Origin of the sequence: Bdellovibrio sp. HCB274, assembly GCF_047306075.1 — a bacterium.
Classification (GTDB): domain Bacteria; phylum Bdellovibrionota; class Bdellovibrionia; order Bdellovibrionales; family Bdellovibrionaceae; genus Bdellovibrio.
In genome coordinates this window covers 507,359-522,474 of the sequence record NZ_CP178623.1, presented here as the reverse complement: position 1 = coordinate 522,474, position 15,116 = coordinate 507,359, and the positions used below count along the sequence as shown (strand labels likewise).

16 protein-coding genes are annotated in these 15,116 nt (G+C 46.6%); 2 read left to right on the top strand and 14 right to left on the bottom strand.

All coding sequences use genetic code 11. The features are described 5' to 3' along the window. Positions 1-53: 53 nt before the first annotated feature. From ACLWNV_RS02630 to ACLWNV_RS02620, 3 genes are all read right to left on the bottom strand, one after another. Positions 54-872: a serine protease gene (locus tag ACLWNV_RS02630; RefSeq protein ID WP_413586357.1), complete on the bottom strand. Its 819-nt coding sequence runs from the start codon at positions 870-872 to the stop codon at positions 54-56. An 87-nt stretch (positions 873-959) separates the two neighbouring features. Further along, complete coding sequence (locus ACLWNV_RS02625) at positions 960-1,202, bottom strand: hypothetical protein (protein ID WP_413586356.1); 243 nt, start codon at positions 1,200-1,202, stop codon at positions 960-962. A gap of 3 nt (positions 1,203-1,205) precedes the next feature. Next, a complete protein-coding gene (locus ACLWNV_RS02620; RefSeq protein ID WP_413586355.1) occupies positions 1,206-2,114 on the bottom strand; it encodes a DUF2802 domain-containing protein in 909 nt (302 codons plus the stop codon). A 158-nt stretch (positions 2,115-2,272) separates the two neighbouring features. Here ACLWNV_RS02620 and ACLWNV_RS02615 point away from each other — a divergent pair, with 158 nt between their 5' ends. Continuing rightward, a complete protein-coding gene (locus ACLWNV_RS02615) occupies positions 2,273-3,526 on the top strand; it encodes a hypothetical protein (RefSeq protein ID WP_413586354.1) in 1,254 nt (417 codons plus the stop codon). A gap of 41 nt (positions 3,527-3,567) precedes the next feature. Here ACLWNV_RS02615 and ACLWNV_RS02610 read toward each other — a convergent pair whose 3' ends face one another. Further along, positions 3,568-3,939, bottom strand: coding sequence for a hypothetical protein (locus ACLWNV_RS02610; protein ID WP_413586353.1), 372 nt, complete (start codon positions 3,937-3,939; stop codon positions 3,568-3,570). Positions 3,940-4,136: 197 nt separating this feature from the next. On the opposite strand from ACLWNV_RS02610, the gene ACLWNV_RS02605 reads away from it, so the two are divergent. Then, positions 4,137-5,117, top strand: a complete 981-nt coding sequence (locus tag ACLWNV_RS02605) for a hypothetical protein (protein WP_413586352.1) — start codon at positions 4,137-4,139, stop codon at positions 5,115-5,117. Here ACLWNV_RS02605 and ACLWNV_RS02600 read toward each other — a convergent pair. From ACLWNV_RS02600 to ACLWNV_RS02555, 10 genes are read right to left on the bottom strand one after another with little or no spacing between them, the layout of a single operon-like run. Continuing rightward, complete coding sequence (locus tag ACLWNV_RS02600; RefSeq protein ID WP_413586351.1) at positions 5,114-6,316, bottom strand: pyridoxal phosphate-dependent aminotransferase; 1,203 nt, start codon at positions 6,314-6,316, stop codon at positions 5,114-5,116. The genes ACLWNV_RS02605 and ACLWNV_RS02600 overlap by 4 nt on opposite strands. Positions 6,317-6,327: 11 nt before the next feature. Next, positions 6,328-6,810 carry a pantetheine-phosphate adenylyltransferase gene (gene coaD / locus ACLWNV_RS02595; RefSeq protein WP_413587617.1) on the bottom strand — a complete coding sequence of 161 codons (483 nt, stop codon included), beginning with the start codon at positions 6,808-6,810 and terminating at the stop codon, positions 6,328-6,330. Continuing rightward, positions 6,803-7,396 carry a 16S rRNA (guanine(966)-N(2))-methyltransferase RsmD gene (rsmD, locus tag ACLWNV_RS02590; RefSeq protein WP_413586350.1) on the bottom strand — a complete coding sequence of 198 codons (594 nt, stop codon included), beginning with the start codon at positions 7,394-7,396 and terminating at the stop codon, positions 6,803-6,805. Before rsmD ends, coaD begins: the two co-directional genes overlap by 8 nt. Then, a complete protein-coding gene (locus tag ACLWNV_RS02585; protein WP_413586349.1) occupies positions 7,393-7,746 on the bottom strand; it encodes a response regulator in 354 nt (117 codons plus the stop codon). The genes rsmD and ACLWNV_RS02585 overlap by 4 nt, the downstream gene beginning before the upstream one ends. Before the next feature lie 10 nt (positions 7,747-7,756). Further along, positions 7,757-9,754, bottom strand: a complete 1,998-nt coding sequence (locus ACLWNV_RS02580) for an ATP-binding protein (RefSeq protein WP_413586348.1) — start codon at positions 9,752-9,754, stop codon at positions 7,757-7,759. After that, the gene (locus ACLWNV_RS02575) at positions 9,678-10,358 is read right to left on the bottom strand and encodes a hypothetical protein (RefSeq protein ID WP_413586347.1); all 681 of its coding nucleotides are present in this window, start codon (positions 10,356-10,358) and stop codon (positions 9,678-9,680) included. Before ACLWNV_RS02575 ends, ACLWNV_RS02580 begins: the two co-directional genes overlap by 77 nt. Then, positions 10,345-11,805, bottom strand: coding sequence for a glycosyltransferase family 9 protein (locus tag ACLWNV_RS02570; RefSeq protein WP_413586346.1), 1,461 nt, complete (start codon positions 11,803-11,805; stop codon positions 10,345-10,347). Before ACLWNV_RS02570 ends, ACLWNV_RS02575 begins: the two co-directional genes overlap by 14 nt. 56 nt (positions 11,806-11,861) lie before the next feature. Beyond that, complete coding sequence (locus ACLWNV_RS02565; protein ID WP_413586345.1) at positions 11,862-13,436, bottom strand: glycosyltransferase family 9 protein; 1,575 nt, start codon at positions 13,434-13,436, stop codon at positions 11,862-11,864. After that, the gene (locus ACLWNV_RS02560) at positions 13,437-14,045 is read right to left on the bottom strand and encodes a hypothetical protein (protein ID WP_413586344.1); all 609 of its coding nucleotides are present in this window, start codon (positions 14,043-14,045) and stop codon (positions 13,437-13,439) included. It lies immediately after the preceding gene. A gap of 7 nt (positions 14,046-14,052) precedes the next feature. Next, a complete protein-coding gene (locus tag ACLWNV_RS02555; RefSeq protein WP_413586343.1) occupies positions 14,053-15,105 on the bottom strand; it encodes a tetratricopeptide repeat protein in 1,053 nt (350 codons plus the stop codon). Between the last annotated feature and the right edge of the window lie 11 nt (positions 15,106-15,116).

Below are 15,116 nucleotides of genomic sequence, written 5' to 3'. Positions count from 1 at the left end.
AAAGGCTAGTTCCAATTTGGGTATAATCTGTGTCTTGGTCCAGCTTCCCTGGACTAAGGTTGAGGTGGCTCCTCCACAGCCATAGTTTGCGCAATCCATTCGGTCACTGCATTTACTTTCGCATAAACTCCCGGGTAATTGGGCTCAGCACACCCCATGCCCCAGCTGACTACTCCGGCCAACAATACTTTCTCTGTGGTTTTGATGATCATCGGACCACCGCTGTCGCCCTGACAGGAATCTTTGCCACCGGCTGCAAATCCCGCGCATATCATGCGATCAGAAACTTCAAAGCCAAAGGGAGAATACACTTTGTTGCAACTTTGCTGATTTACCAAAGGCACATCCACCTTATTCAAAATATCCGGCGTGGGACCGTTGGATTTTAAAGACCCCCAACCGGCAACCGTCGTCATCACCGCGGGAGCATCCGGCTCTGTGGGAATTTGAATTTCTTCTTTGTTTAACTCGACGGGAGTGATCGCAGATTCTGTCGACAGCTCAATCAGCGAGTAATCGTAGTCGTTTGAAAAATAGCCTTTTTTAGGATGATTAACAAAGCGGACAGCGGTGTGAACTTCTGCGCCGTCGGGGTTGGACATCTGGAAAAGACCCACCAGAATTTTTACGGGAGCCGCCGCCTTCATACAATGAGCTGCGGTAAGGACCCACTTCTTATGGATCAAACTCCCGCCGCAATAGGCCTGACCGTCTTTATCTATTAAAGAAACGATCCAAGGGAACTCTCCCGGAGAAGCTTCCACTCCACCCACGATGTGATGTTTTGAATTTTCCGATTTCATCGAAAATGAATAGGCCATTGGACTGACTGCCATTGCCATAGATAACAATAGGCCGCAAAACGCTCGCATATCTTTCCCCTTGCATGGTGATACTGAACGATAATTACAGTCTTCCGCCGGAACCCTGAACTCGCAAACAAGTCAGGGTCTTGGCTTTCAAATTACACGTTCAAACTTTATAGTGTTGGGATCAAAAATCTGAAATTCAAGAGGATCGGTGCAACGAATCTGCACCCGAACAGTCTGGCCTTTGTCCATCGGCTGGCCACTGTGATTTGCAATTCTTAGAAGGTATCCGTTAAAACTGCACAGGACATCCCGGCCCGATTGTTTTTCTTCGACAATCGCGTGCAGGATCTGCCCCTTGGTCAGTGTTTTCAGAAACGCTTCACTTGCCACGAACTACTCCAGATCATTCACCATATCAATACGGCGGAACTCGACCGGTCTGATATTTGGAGCTGTCGCGGATTTGGCTTTCGCTGGAGCTGGTGAGGGCTTGGAAGTAACCGCCGTCGGTGTTGCCGGAGCGGGTTTTTCACCAAGGAAGTTTTGTGCAATATTGTGAGTCACATCAAAAATGCTGGGTGCTTTTTCCGCTTCTGCTTCCTCTTCTTGGACTTCCTGGCAGGCCGCTTTAAAAGCATCGCCCAGTTTTTTCATAGAATCATTTTCTGTATGGGGAACATCGAAAGCGGTGCTGATATCTGATCCAGCTCTTTGCAATGGCTTCATGAAAGAGATGTTATCTACATCACTGAAATCAGATGCGGCTGTTTCAGAAACATCTGTTCCCTCGTTAGCCCATTCCGGCAAACTGTCTTCGCAGAACATCAGTTGGTCTTTGTTCACCTTCGCAATAAATTCGATCTCTCCCATGGAAAGATCCACTTGCGCTGCAATTTCATCGGCACTCATACCCTGATGGGCCAAGCGAGCAGCTTTAACGTATTTAATAGTGTTCTGGCGTTCCACAATTTCAGTATGCGGGATACGGTCCTGGAAAATCTTTGCGACTTCCATACTTTTTTGCATGCTTTGATCGATTTTCGCGATCTGCTTTTCTGACGCCTGAATTTTGGATTGGATATCTTTTACTTTTTGTTCCAGCAAGGCCGTCAATTGATTCACCTGAGTCTCGGTACGATCAGAAAGATCCTCTAAAACAGCGATCTTGCTTTGCAATAGCTGCAACCCCTTGCTTAAACGCGGATCATCCTTAGCCGGGCGATTCATTCGTACCCAAACGCCAATTACACCGGCCAAAAGAATCACGTTCACCAACAATTGAGTTAAAAACCAAAAGCTCACCCTGCCTCCTTCGAGAACATGGATTTAATTCTAGTATTTGAAGGTCAGTTCCCACAATGAGACGAAGGTCTGGATTGTCTCAAACCCAGACTGGACTTGGTAAATTTTGAGACGGCGTCACTTCCTGTGCTATCCTGCACCAAAGGGGAAATGGAAGTATGTTTTTGTCTTTACAGAAAAAGGCCGCTGCAGCGTTGCCGCTTTTGTTGATTGGCCTTACCGCGTGTAATCCGGTGCAGTTCAGTTCTCCGTCGGTTAAAACGTCGAACACGCCTGAAGAGTCACCGACTCCGACTGTGACGCCAACTACGACCCCGACGACAACTCCTACCACGTCACCGTCACCTACTCCGAATTTGCGAGACGTTACTTATAGCAATACGGTTGAAGCTTCCAACAATAAATTGGATATCGTCTTGGTGGTGGATGATTCAGCCTCAATGCTTGCGGATAACCAAAAGCTTGCTGCTAAACTTTCCAGCTTCGTGTCGAAACTGCAGTCGACGAAAAATCTGGATTGGCAAATGTGTTTAACACCGACTCGCGGCCTTCCAAGTGGAGCTAACTCCGTTTCCTGGGGTGCTTCGATTTACTGGCAGTCCAACAGTGCCTCCCCTAACACAACACTGGGCCTGGTTCTTAAACGTGGAGCTTCGGATCTTGCCAACGTATTCGCGCAAACAATTAATTACGTGGGTGCCGGCTGGGCAGGTTCTAATGATGAGCGCGCAATCAAAGCGGCTTACCACCATGTGTACAATGGTGACTACAAGTACTCTGGCGTAAGTGGTTGCTATCGTGCTGATGCGGCCATTGCTTATATTATTATTTCTGACGAAGACGAACGCAGTATTGGTGGCGATAAAACTCAGCAATACTATAAGGACGAATTCTACGAACTTGAAAACGAAGACAAACCTCAGGTGTTTGTCGACTACGTGAAGTCCACGTTCGGCGCAAATAAACGCTTTACTGTGAACTCCATCATCGTAAAACCGGGCGATAGCGCTTGTATGAAAACTCAGGATGCTGGTGGCGCAAAAAGCCATTACGGCGTTCAATACGCAGCTCTTTCAAATCTTACGGGTGGCGGTATCGGTAGTATCTGTGAGTCTGACTTCGGCACGAACCTGAATTTGTTCGTGGATAAGATCGTGGACTCTCTTAGCAGCGTGAATCTGGAATGTACACCAGTGGGCACACCGGTGGTAAAGATCACTCCGACACTGGCTTCTTTAAGCTACCGTACGCAAGGTATGAGTATCGTGTTCGATACGCCGGTACCAGCGGGCAGCAAAATTGAAATCAAATATCAGTGTGATGCGACCCGTACGCCAAGCTCGGTTGATCAGCCTCAGGCGGAAGTTGGTTTCTTCACGAAAATCATGAACTTCTTTAAGAATCTGTTTTAGGAAATAAAAAAACCCTGCTCTCTCAAGCAGGGTTTTTTTATTTATTGGCATTTAAGAGCAGCGATCAGGTCGCCCGCTTCGACGTGGGCCATGTCTTCTTCACCGGCAAAGTAAGCTGTGCTGAAAATGCCGCTTACCACTAACTTCGTTAGAACTTTTTTGTTCTGCAGTAGACCATCCAAAGTAGTTCCTTGAACATCATACGCTGTGCCTTCCTGGAACTGAATCTTAAGCTCACCTGATGGATCACCGTACTTGCTGAAATCGCGTGGATTCATTTGATACTTCACTGCAACAGAGTTTTCCTTTTGAACCAGTTGAAGGTTCATACGATCTGTTGCGCCAACACATTGAGTGGCTGCGGAAGCTACTGTGGAACCCAAAAGCACCAATGAAAAGATAACTGCTTTCATTCTTATTCTCCTGAAGATGAAGCAAATTAACTTCACTCATATTTCATTTCAAGTGACCCGTAGGAAATGTAGTAATTACACGCGTGAAACAAATAGAGTAAAAATGTCAGTGGCGCTCATTTTTGTCACATTGGGAATAGACAAACCCGTCAGGAATTGCGATATGTCTCGGACTTTTACAAACGGGGAAATTTTACATGAAATATTTGGGCTTCTTAGTAGCTGCGATTTGTACACTTCAGGTAAATGCTTTTGCTTCTGGTAATTGCTCAAATATCGACGTTCGCGACAGCCTTCCTGCTGACGTAAAAACTTTCATGACAACTCCCTCTGATCAAGGCGACATCGGTTGGTGCTACGGCTACACAGCCGCGGATATTCTTAGCCAAGCTTTGAGCATGCCCGTTTCCGCTTTGCACCTTTCTGCATATTACTCCAGCGAAGTGACTGTGTTGGGTAAAATCGGCCGTGGAGTGGTGAATAAAACCACAACTCCCGAAGGCGGAATGGTCGGCGTTGCTGTTAGAAAAATGTATGACCTAGGTTATGCTTGCAAGGAAAGCGACGTTCCTTCCCAGGGCACCAAGGAAGTTCATATCTCTGCCAGAACCAAAGTTCACAACGGAATGGCGTTCCTTATCAATCGCATGAAGGACATTCGCGCCGGCACGTGCAGAGATCTTTGCGAAACATCCTTCAAACAATTGGCAGAGGGATTCTTCCCTGCAACTTCTCCGGAAGTTGTTAGAAAGTATCTTCTGACTCATCGTAATGTGAGTTTGGAAGACGTGGTTTTCTATTTTCTGGATAGCTCCTGCCGCTTTAAATCCACGCCGATTCCTAACCACTTGAAATACGAAACGTGGAGCAAGAAAACTCACCCGTTTGAATCAATCAACAGCCAGATCAACTGGTTGCTAAATCGTCGTAAACTGATTTCTTTGGAATACGATGCTTCTGAGATCACGGATGTCGGTGGTATTTTCGGTGCCGCTCATGCTTCCACGATTGTGGGTCGCAAAAAAATCGGCAATGCCTGCTACTACATGGTTCGCAATTCCTGGGGCACTTCCTGCGATTATCGCAAAGACATCATTTGCCTGAAGGAACAAGGTGCTTACCTTGTTCACGAAAGCAAAATGAAAGATATGGCTAAAAAGCTGATCTGGATCGACTAGGAAAGTTTTCCGACAAATTCCTTCATACGAATCACCGCACGCTTCATCGTTTCCTCAGAAACGGCGAAGCTCAGGCGCATAAAGCCGTCCATGCCACACTCCGCTCCCGGAACTGTGGCCACAAAAAACTTCTCCAATAAAATATCGCAGAAATCCTTGGAAGTTCTAATCAGCTGACCGTCATAGGTTTTGCCGATGCAGGCCTTGATATCGACCCAGAAATAGAAAGCACCATCAGGCTCCGCAACCTTAAAGCCTGGCACAGAACGAAGCTCTGCCAATCCGGAGTTCTTTCGGCTGGTAAGTTTCACCACCACTTGTTCAATATCCGGCTCACACTGCTCTATGGCCTTCATAGCCGCATGTTGAGAGATGCTGGAGGGTGAACCTGTGGCCTGACTTTGATAATCCGCCATCGCAGTAATAAGCTTCTCAGGGCCTGCGGCCCAACCGATTCTCCAACCGGTCATCGAATACGCTTTGGATCCGCCATTCACGGCAATCGTTCGATCCTTCAGATCTGGTGCGACCTGAAGAATGTGCGGCGCCACTTTCGTTCCGTCGAATACCAGTCGATTATACATATCATCGGAAATGATAGCGACTTGCGGATGCTTTCTTAAAACTTCCGCAAGCGCTTTTAGCTCATCGGCACTGTATAGCAGGCTGGTTGGATTACTTGGCGAACAGAACAACAAAGCTTTGGTTTTGGCATTGATGGCTTTTTCCAAAAGCTCTGGCGTGATTTTAAAATTTTCCCGCTCACCGCACTCAATGATACGCGGAACTCCGTCAGCCAGTTCCACCATCATCGGATAGCTGACCCAATAAGGTGCGCCGATAATAACTTCATCACCTGGCGAGCAAAGCATCTGCAGGGCTGCAAAGATAATAAACTTCGCGCCTGACGCCACCGTGATTTCCTTGGTGGAGTAGGATTGATCTAATTCAAACTTGATTTTTCTGGCAATGGCCTGACGTAATTCCAGAGTGCCATTCGCCGCTGTGTACTTGGTGATGTTCTTGTTAATAGCCTCGATACCGGCTTGGCTGGGAACTTCAAACGTGGGCCAATCAGGCTCCCCGACAGTCAAAGAAATCACATCGTGTCCCTGGGCTGCCAGCTCTTTGGCTTTTGCGACCAAGAACAATGTCGGAGAGGTTTTTAAATTCAAGGCCCGTTTTGAAAGTTGCAACATGCAGCAAGGTCCTATTTTCTAAGTTTTTTGGTAATCGCCTCTTTAACCACATCGGGAACAAAACCAGTAAGATCGCCACCATTCACTGCGAGTTCTTTTACACCTCTGGAGGAAATGTAATAGCACTCGGGGCTTGCGAACATCAGCAGGGTTTCAATATCCGGAGCAATTTTTTTATTAATCTGTGCCATCGTTAACTCGTATTCAAAGTCCACCACGGCACGCAATCCACGAATGATCACCTGGGCGTTGTTTTTCTTCATGTAGTCCACGGTGAGACCTTCGAAGAACTCAACTCTGACATTTTTTAGATTAGACAGGGATTTTTCAATCAACTCTTTGCGTTCTTGGGCGGAAAACATGGATTGCTTTTGTGCAGACTGCGCCACAAGAATTACGACTTCGGAATATAATGGCGCCACGCGGTTGATAATATCAACGTGTCCCATAGTGATAGGATCAAAGCTGCCGGGATAGACGGCGATCTTACTCATGTTCATTTTCCTCTTCCTGTGTGTCTTCTTCCAATGCACTTTCGTGACAGAACATGCTTAGGATTTTATCACCGTACTCTTTTTTACTGTAACGAACCAATTGTCCGTAACGATCCTCCATGCGCTCTTTACGCTGGGATTCGATCGCCATCACAGTGTGATTTCCGAAAGCTTGGCTGCCGCTTGCGGCTTCAACCACAAAGTGCGCCATCTTTTCAGTAAATGGAGGGTCAGCAAAAATAATATCAAAGGCTTCACCCGTGTAGGATTTTAAGAATGCAATAACATCCATATTGATAATTTTGTACTGACTCGGGGGAACTTTCAGCTTTTCAAAATTTTGTCGGGTGATCGTCAACGACTTGGGATTTTTCTCTACAAATGTACAAAACTTGGCATCACGGGATAAGGCTTCGATTCCCAGGTTGCCTGTGCCGCAAAACAAATCAGCGACATTGGCGCCTTCCAGTTGAAACTGCAGCTTATTGAATATGGTTTCTTTTACGCGATCTGTGGTGGGACGAATATGATCCGCATTGAAACTTACTAACTGATGGCCACGGTACTTCCCTGCAATAACTCTCATGACAACAAATCCTCGGCCATTTTCACAACAGCAAAAATATCTTCAAACGGTTTCGGCACGAACATTTCAGCACCCATTTGCAGGGCTGTCTCCATGTTGTGTTCTCCGGCAAAAGCAGACATTAGAATTACTTTGCCTGAGCGGCTCGCACCGATTTCCTTCAGAACTTCAGGTCCCGTCATTCCCGGCATCAAGACATCCAGGAATACCAAATCCGGTGCGGTCTTTTTCCACTGCTCAAGACCTTCGTTTCCATTTTCAGCCTCGACCACTTCGTGTCCCTTGGCGCGAAATGCGCGGGACAAAGACCGGCGAACCAAAACTTCATCATCAACGATTAGAACCTTCACAACAGAATCCTTACTTACAAGGCAATGTAATCACAAAACGGGCCCCTTGGGGCTGCACCGCCTGATACGTGATACTGCCACCAAATTTCTCTATGACAGACTTAGACATACTTAACCCAAGACCCGTTCCATGTCCTTCTTTTTTTGTCGTGAAGAAAGGCTCGAATATTTTTCTTTGAATGTCTTCCGGGACACCTGGCCCCGTGTCCTCAATCTCCAAAACCACCTGTTTACCCGAATGGTAAGAATTGATTTTAAGGCGTCCCGGATCTTTCATAGCCTGGCATGCATTGTTAACCAGGTTAAAGACCACCTGTTGGATCAAGTGTGGCTCCACGTGCACAGTTTTCTCAGCACTTTGCAGCGTAACTTCAAGGCGATGAGTGCGCAAAGCCGACTTCAACATAGGCAGGGTTCTTTCCACGATTTCATCAATGGAAATATCCTCCGCCGGCTGGTCTTCACCTTTTGAAAAATCCAGAAGGTTTTTAATAATGCGCTGTGAACGCGCAGCCGCTTTTTCAATCTCAATCAAGTCAGAATATAAATTGGTATTCTTGTCAGCTTCCTGCAACAACACCTGCGCCAGAGAGCGCAAACCTGTCAGGGGATTATTCAGCTCGTGAGCGATATTGCCAGCCAGCATTCCGATTGCGCCCATCTTTTCATTCTGCAACATGCGCAAGTAAAGCTCGCGACTTTGCGTGATATCCACATATTGATTCACAACATTTGTGGCTTTTCCGCCATTATCCAAAACGACGGGATAACTATGCACCTGATAAACTCTGCCATCTGCCTGAATTTGTCCAACGTGAGGCTGACCGTCAGCGAGGGCCTGACTTGCTGGTGAAGCTTCACCGGCTTGTTTTTTATCCGGGAATCTATCTGAGAACTTACGGTTGGCGCGCACTACGTTGTAGTCCACATCCATGATGGCGATAGGGTCTCTCATGCCATCAAAAGTTTTTTCCCAACGATAAGAAAATGCAGAAAGCTGACTTTCCAAAAGCACGCGATCCAGGGTCATGCTTAACGGGCGCATCCGGTCTGTCATGAACTCCACAAAGGGTGGCATTTCTTTTTCATTCAGGGAATTTTCAATACACAAAATAGCTTCGCTGCTTCCACCCAGTAGATGATTGGTCAAACGCAGCTCCAGTGGAACCACATAGGTTTTCGCAAACGGTCGTCCAAAATGATTTGCCAGGTGTCTTATTAAATCGGCAGACGGGACCTGTGCATTTTTTGGAAACTCAAAATCCACCGAGGATTCAGATTGAGTCATTGTTCCCAATTGGAAGCTGATAAAGTGAGTTTTCGCAGACTCCGTTCGATACACCAGAATCGGATCACCGATTTTGTGAAACTTACGAAGCTCCTTACGAATAATCCCCAAAACATCTTCAAAAGAATTTTGGTTGGCTAAATCCTTTATCAATCGCACAAGATTGCGCTCGCGATTTAGCTTGTCGCTTTCTTCCTTATGCGAAACTTCAATACCCTGGGTCCGCTCGTCAACCAGGCCTTCCAGGGAATGCGTCAGCGCTTCAAGTTCTTTATTTTGCGAAGAGGATTCTTTAAGTAACAACGAGCGCGATAAAAATGTCGCGTGTTTTTCCAGGGCATCCTCGAACTGTTGCCAGATTTCACGCTCGGCCAGGGGCCAGCGGATAAAGCGATAGACCTGAGCCTGATTAATACCCTGACGGACCTTTTCTTCGGTTAGATCATTGGAAATATAAAAACGCGGCGCCATCGGTTGCAGGTGGCGGGCTTGGATCAGAAGTTCAAAGGCTTCGTTTGTTCCATCGTCCTGGACTAAGATCGAGGAAAACTTCTGATTTTGCAAAAGCGAACGGGCCTCGTCGAACGAAGCCCGCAATACGATCTCAACTTCCCGTTTTTGAAACGGAAAGTATTGAGGCAGCCTAATTGGCGATACGCTTCCGACCCATAGAATCGGATCTATTTTGCTCGGATTTATAAGTTCCGCTGGTGTCCCCATTAAGTGCCTTCTCCAAGTGCTGCAAGTGCTCATTCCACATTTGCAGAACATTGTTTAAATCATACTCTAGGACATCCGCTAAAAGAACAAAATCCTTATTTTCCAAAGCACGAAGTGCTTCAACAACCGTAGTTTTACTGTTCTGCTCAGCCTTCACCCAATCAACTGGACTCGACACCAGGTAACGGTCTCCCATCAAAATTTTCAGGGACATGACTGAATCAATCAGGAACTCGCAGTTTTGAACCAGATCATGAATGGGCTTCATCAATCCGCTAAAACCCTGCGTACGCATACGCTTGGACAGGCTTTCAGTTTTTTGCTGAAGCTCCGGCAGTGCCGCGATCCACGCCTGCAACACATCCAAAACCAGATCATTGCTGTTTTCGGTCATGTATTCGAGTGTTTCCACGTCATTCAGGGAGACTGTTCCAAAGCGGGCTTCGTCAGTCTCTTTGATTTCCATACCGTTCACGATGAAACGGCAAACCACCTGATTGGTCTCGCGCAGTTCGTTTTCGATATCATCAAAAACGCGGGATAGAACAGTTTCTGTTTGATAAAAGTTGCGCAATTCCTGGCCGGTCACTTTAAAGCGTTCCATCTTTAGCCTCCACTGTCGTGATTATTTCATCCTGAGGAACATACACACGAAGATGGCGCTTAAAACGCTCGTGAACACTCAAAGTTGCTGCAATAATCTCCTCTTGCGTGCCTGGAGCCACACGGACTTTCTCCGCGTGATACCAGTCAATCATAGGACGCAATTCAGGGACTATTCGGCTAATTGATTTAATAACATCTTCGCCACCGTCAATAAAAGGGGCAATCGCATTCACACCCTTTTCAGGGATCAACGCAAACTGGCTCATCATAAAGTCATTGATTTCATCAAGCTTCATCGCACCTTCAATAATTTCGATACGATCAGCCACCGGATAATCGCCGCCCAGGTAAATCGCCTGAACCAGCTTCCAGGCAAATTCCTGCTCGGCTGATTCGACTTTACCGTAGCTTGCAAGCCCTGGCGTACGCATGATCAACTCTGGATCTGCATGTCCTTCCAGAAGTTGCGCGATAATTTCACCGATTCTTTCAGGCACGATGTCCTGGCTGTCTTCGAAACGGTAGATCAATCCCAATGTCGCCTTCGGACCCGTCTCCCAGAAATTAACATTACCCACGCTGATATTCAGGGTTGGCGTGTCCGTCAAAGAAGCCATATGAATCGGTGCACTGTCACAGCCGATCAGCAACTCTGAACGCTTCAATATCGTGAACAGCTCATTCATCTTTGTCTGACCGACCAGATTCGTGATCGCTGCATTTGGAGCTTTTTCGATAATTTCATTTGCGATGTCCATTTCATTAGGAGCACCGATCAACACGATGGGCATGCCCTCGTAGCGACGGCTGAAATAGTCCAGCGCACGCGCCCAGGCATCAGCCGTTAAAGCTTTATGCTTTTCACTCGCTCCTACATGAACCGTCAAAAACGCCTCTGGCAAAGAGATACTGATTTCCGGCAACACGGGTGCTTCCCAATCCTGTTCAACATATTCCGTCCCAATCATAGAGGCGAAAATATCAGCGACATGAACGCGGTTAGGTTTGTTGATTCCCACTTGAGCATAGAAGTAAGCACTGACTTCATCCGCCGCACAGAAGAAGCCATCTCTAAAACGCGTGTAACCCAATACCGATGTATGTGGCATTGTCAGCGCGTGAGTGAGATAGCTTGAAAATGGCGAGAAAGTCAGATTGATAATCTGATCATAGTTTTCAGCACGAACTGTCTCCACGAATTCTTCCATTCGATTCAAAGACTCTTCCGTATTTACAGTCTCGTTGACCAACGGCTGCAGAATATGGCCGCTTGGCAAAGTCAGATGCTTATTGATCGCGGTTAATCCTTCAACCGCACCTTCGAAACGAGGACGCGTCATGAAGTGAATTTCAGCATCCGGGTACATTCGACGAACAGCGCGAACTGCCGGCCAGGAAATGTAAATGTCACCAAGTCTAGCGAGTTGCAGAATTAGAATTTTCATCTTTAATTTGTTCCTTTGCCAATTCAGCAACAAGTTTGATCATCTCTGCTTCCTGATTATACGGCTGCGTCTTCACGATCTCGCGATACGCTTCTTCCAGCTTCTTCAAAGCCGTCGATAGATAGTTGTCCAATTCCTGCTGCATAATAGGCCCCTTCCTTGAGAACTATTTCTAGTGAATGAATGAACTGACCCCGCGATTGCAAAAGTTCGCGGACTTCTGCTAGAGCACTCTGCATCTTTTCATGGAAATGCAACGTACTGGAAAAACGGGCCATCAGAGTTTCTACAACCGACTGGAAATACCCAGCCGGGTCTTGTTTTGATTTTACAATTTCCTGAGCGGTCAGGATGAAGTCACCGATATCGTGACTTTTAAGCTGCTTTTTACCAGCCAGGGCTTCACGATTTGGAAGAGTTGCCTCCAGGCGGGAAATCCATTTTTCAAACTGAACCTGCGATTGACGGGCTTGAGGCAAAAGACATCGAGCCGCATCCAGAGTTGCGATTTTTGAAAACTCAACCGCCGCATTTGCATACGGCAGAACTTCCGAGGCCGACACGCCATTTAACTGCAGTGTCCAGGATGCACGTTCCAGATCCCGCATCGTGACGGTCGCTTCATTTGATTTCTTACTAAGCTTGTCCCATACCGCCGCGAAAACCTGATCCACAGAGATATCCTCTGCACAGATCTGCGACTTCTGACTGCATGCCTGCGAATGGGCGCAAGGTGAACAAGCTGCTTTCGAGGCAATCACTTGCGATTGCTCCGAAAATGCTGCGGTCTTTGTCCAATCACTGCTGCCTAAAACCAGCTCCACCGTGGGAATACCCATTTGTGCGGATAGATGCTTAATACTTGTATCACCTGTCACCAAAAGGCAGGATTCACTTAACGCTTTTTGCGCCCCGGATAAATCGCACACCAACAGGTCTGATTCGGAAAACACCTCCGCCAACTGATTTTTTTCAAACGGCGCGCACAAAACCTGCACCTTATAATCAACCAACGAAGATTCGATTGTGTCTTTAAGCTGTTTGAACCTTTGTAGTCCCCAGTTCTTTTTTGAATCACTGGTCAGACACTGGAACAATACCTTTTTACTTTTCGTAGAAGGCTGGCTTACGGCTTTGGAAACGGGCAAGCCAAATGATTTCCCCAATAGTTCCACATAATGGAACATCGAAGGCTGAGTTCCCGAAAACCGATCATTGAAATAGCGCAACCAGGGATTCTTCAGCCCCTGGAACGCCCCATCAGTATGATGCAAGCCCTGCTTATCGGCGGCTTTAACCGCACCCATCAAGTAAGCACTCAGCTTATTGTGGGTAAAATTAAATATCTGATGATAGTTTTGCTTGTTAAGATCCTGCACCAGAGCTTCCGCCTGATGATAAGACCACAAAATATTGTAAGACGCCTCGCCCAGGCCTTTTTGCAAAGACTCGCGGTCAAAGTAAAAATACTTATTAACCAAACCTTGAAGCAGTGACTCCGCCTGGGAGCACTGCAGGTTTGCCAACAAATGTATTTCCGCCTGAGGATGTCTGTTCCGCAAAGCCTTTAACAGCGGCTGTTGCTGAATAATATCCCCCAAGCGCAAAAGCGAGACGACCAATATCTTCATCTATTTTACCAATTCACCCAACATGCGAAAGATTTGCTTTTTTTCTTCCGCAACCTGGGACGCTTCCACTACCGGCAAAATGTCCTTGATTGAAAGCAGACTGTTGTTGTTTTGAAAGTACAAAGACTTCATATTCATTTGCAGGTCTTCCAGGTGATACTTCACCGCTTCAACCGTGCGACCTGTAAGGTGGCCAAAAAATTCCGCAAACAGATCCATTTGCTGTCCCCATGATTCGCGGAATGAAACCACGTAAGCGCGGTTTGCAACCACGTCAGCGTAAACGTCGTTCTTCATCAAATCCTGAACGCTATCTGCAATTACGATTTGCACACGTTCAGCTAAATCTGGAAACTGAGATCTGAAAACTGGCACCAAAGCATCACGGGAATCAACAACAGTGATTTGCACGCTTGGATCCAGATCCGCAAGAGCTTCAACCTGGAAACCTGAACCCAAACCAATGATAACTACATGTGATGATGGAATAGGTCCCAGTGAGTATGTCCATTTCAATGCCTCTTCACGAGGTTGCCCCAAAGAAGCTAAAGCTGCGCCCGCTTCGAATGCAATAAGAGAAGAGTCCTGGTTTTCAGAGAATGTAATCATGGACATTTTATGCTGCCTTTACTGTTGGTGTAATTTTCTTTTTAAGATTTCTAACTTCAGCGTGGTCAGGGTTCCACAAAAGCACGCGTTCAATTTCCAGCATCGCCTGATCCATTTGACCGGCTGTGCACAATAGATTGATCAGAACCAGAGACATGTCTTCGTCCTGTTCAACCTGGGAAAGGTACTCCTGCAAAGCCTCAATGGCTTTTTGCAATTGGCGATCGCGTAGACCCCAGTTGGCAGCCAAGTGAACTGCTGTGCGGTTTTTCTTATTGATATCCAAAGCGGCTTCAACGTTTGCCCACGCCAGTTCAGTGTCACCGAATTGCTGGTGCACCATTGCCAGGCCTACCCAGGCTTTATCATTTTCCGGATTGATCTCTACTGCTTTGCGGAAGCAATAAAGAGATTTATCAAAATCACCACGCTGAACTTCAAGGGTTCCGAAGTTCACCAATAGCACATCCGAAGTGGTATTGATCGTGTAAGCCTTATTATAGTATTCTTCAGCGCCATCGAAATCGCCCTGACGAACATAGATGTTTCCGATGTTTTTATAGACTTCAAACAGCTGATCGTTTTCTTCGGTCAATACTGACAAGGCTTCAAAGTACTTTTCCAAAGCCTGTTGATCCCTGCCCATGCGGTAAAGTGCATGCGCCAGAAATGCCAGGCTCTCAAAGCCATAATCAACTTTATTCCAGGCATTCAATGCGATGATCGCTTCGTCGTACTTCCCGATCTTTTCCAGATTGCGGGACAACATGCTTAAAGTCGCCGGATGTTTTGAATTGATATTACAAGCCTGGCGCAAAAGATTTAATGCCAGATGATATTCACCGTGCTTGGACAGAACTTCCGCATTCTGCAGGCATTTCATGATACGGGGATCTGCTACTTCTTGTGTTTTAACTGTGGCTTCTGATTCAAAATCCGCAAGTGCCTGCACAGAATCAAAGTAAATTCTGCCGGAGCTTTCCTGAAAGGTTTCATTTGAAGTATTAACTTCAATATTCTCACTGGACTTTTGAATGATCTGATTTTCCAACATCTGCATGGATCTCCTCC

What these genes read in the sequence shown, in the direction of transcription:
- ACLWNV_RS02630 (WP_413586357.1), bottom strand. Translation starts at nt 872, where the DNA reads ATGCGAGCGTTTTGCGGCCTATTGTTATCTATGGCAATGGCAGTCAGT.
- ACLWNV_RS02615 (WP_413586354.1), top strand. Translation starts at nt 2,273, where the DNA reads ATGTTTTTGTCTTTACAGAAAAAGGCCGCTGCAGCGTTGCCGCTTTTG.
- ACLWNV_RS02610 (WP_413586353.1), bottom strand. Translation starts at nt 3,939, where the DNA reads ATGAAAGCAGTTATCTTTTCATTGGTGCTTTTGGGTTCCACAGTAGCT.
- ACLWNV_RS02605 (WP_413586352.1), top strand. Translation starts at nt 4,137, where the DNA reads ATGAAATATTTGGGCTTCTTAGTAGCTGCGATTTGTACACTTCAGGTA.
- ACLWNV_RS02600 (WP_413586351.1), bottom strand. Translation starts at nt 6,316, where the DNA reads ATGTTGCAACTTTCAAAACGGGCCTTGAATTTAAAAACCTCTCCGACA.
- coaD (WP_413587617.1), bottom strand. Translation starts at nt 6,810, where the DNA reads ATGAGTAAGATCGCCGTCTATCCCGGCAGCTTTGATCCTATCACTATG.
- rsmD (WP_413586350.1), bottom strand. Translation starts at nt 7,396, where the DNA reads ATGAGAGTTATTGCAGGGAAGTACCGTGGCCATCAGTTAGTAAGTTTC.
- ACLWNV_RS02580 (WP_413586348.1), bottom strand. Translation starts at nt 9,754, where the DNA reads ATGGGGACACCAGCGGAACTTATAAATCCGAGCAAAATAGATCCGATT.
- ACLWNV_RS02575 (WP_413586347.1), bottom strand. Translation starts at nt 10,358, where the DNA reads ATGGAACGCTTTAAAGTGACCGGCCAGGAATTGCGCAACTTTTATCAA.
- ACLWNV_RS02570 (WP_413586346.1), bottom strand. Translation starts at nt 11,805, where the DNA reads ATGAAAATTCTAATTCTGCAACTCGCTAGACTTGGTGACATTTACATT.
- ACLWNV_RS02565 (WP_413586345.1), bottom strand. Translation starts at nt 13,436, where the DNA reads ATGAAGATATTGGTCGTCTCGCTTTTGCGCTTGGGGGATATTATTCAG.
- ACLWNV_RS02560 (WP_413586344.1), bottom strand. Translation starts at nt 14,045, where the DNA reads ATGATTACATTCTCTGAAAACCAGGACTCTTCTCTTATTGCATTCGAA.
- ACLWNV_RS02555 (WP_413586343.1), bottom strand. Translation starts at nt 15,105, where the DNA reads ATGCAGATGTTGGAAAATCAGATCATTCAAAAGTCCAGTGAGAATATT.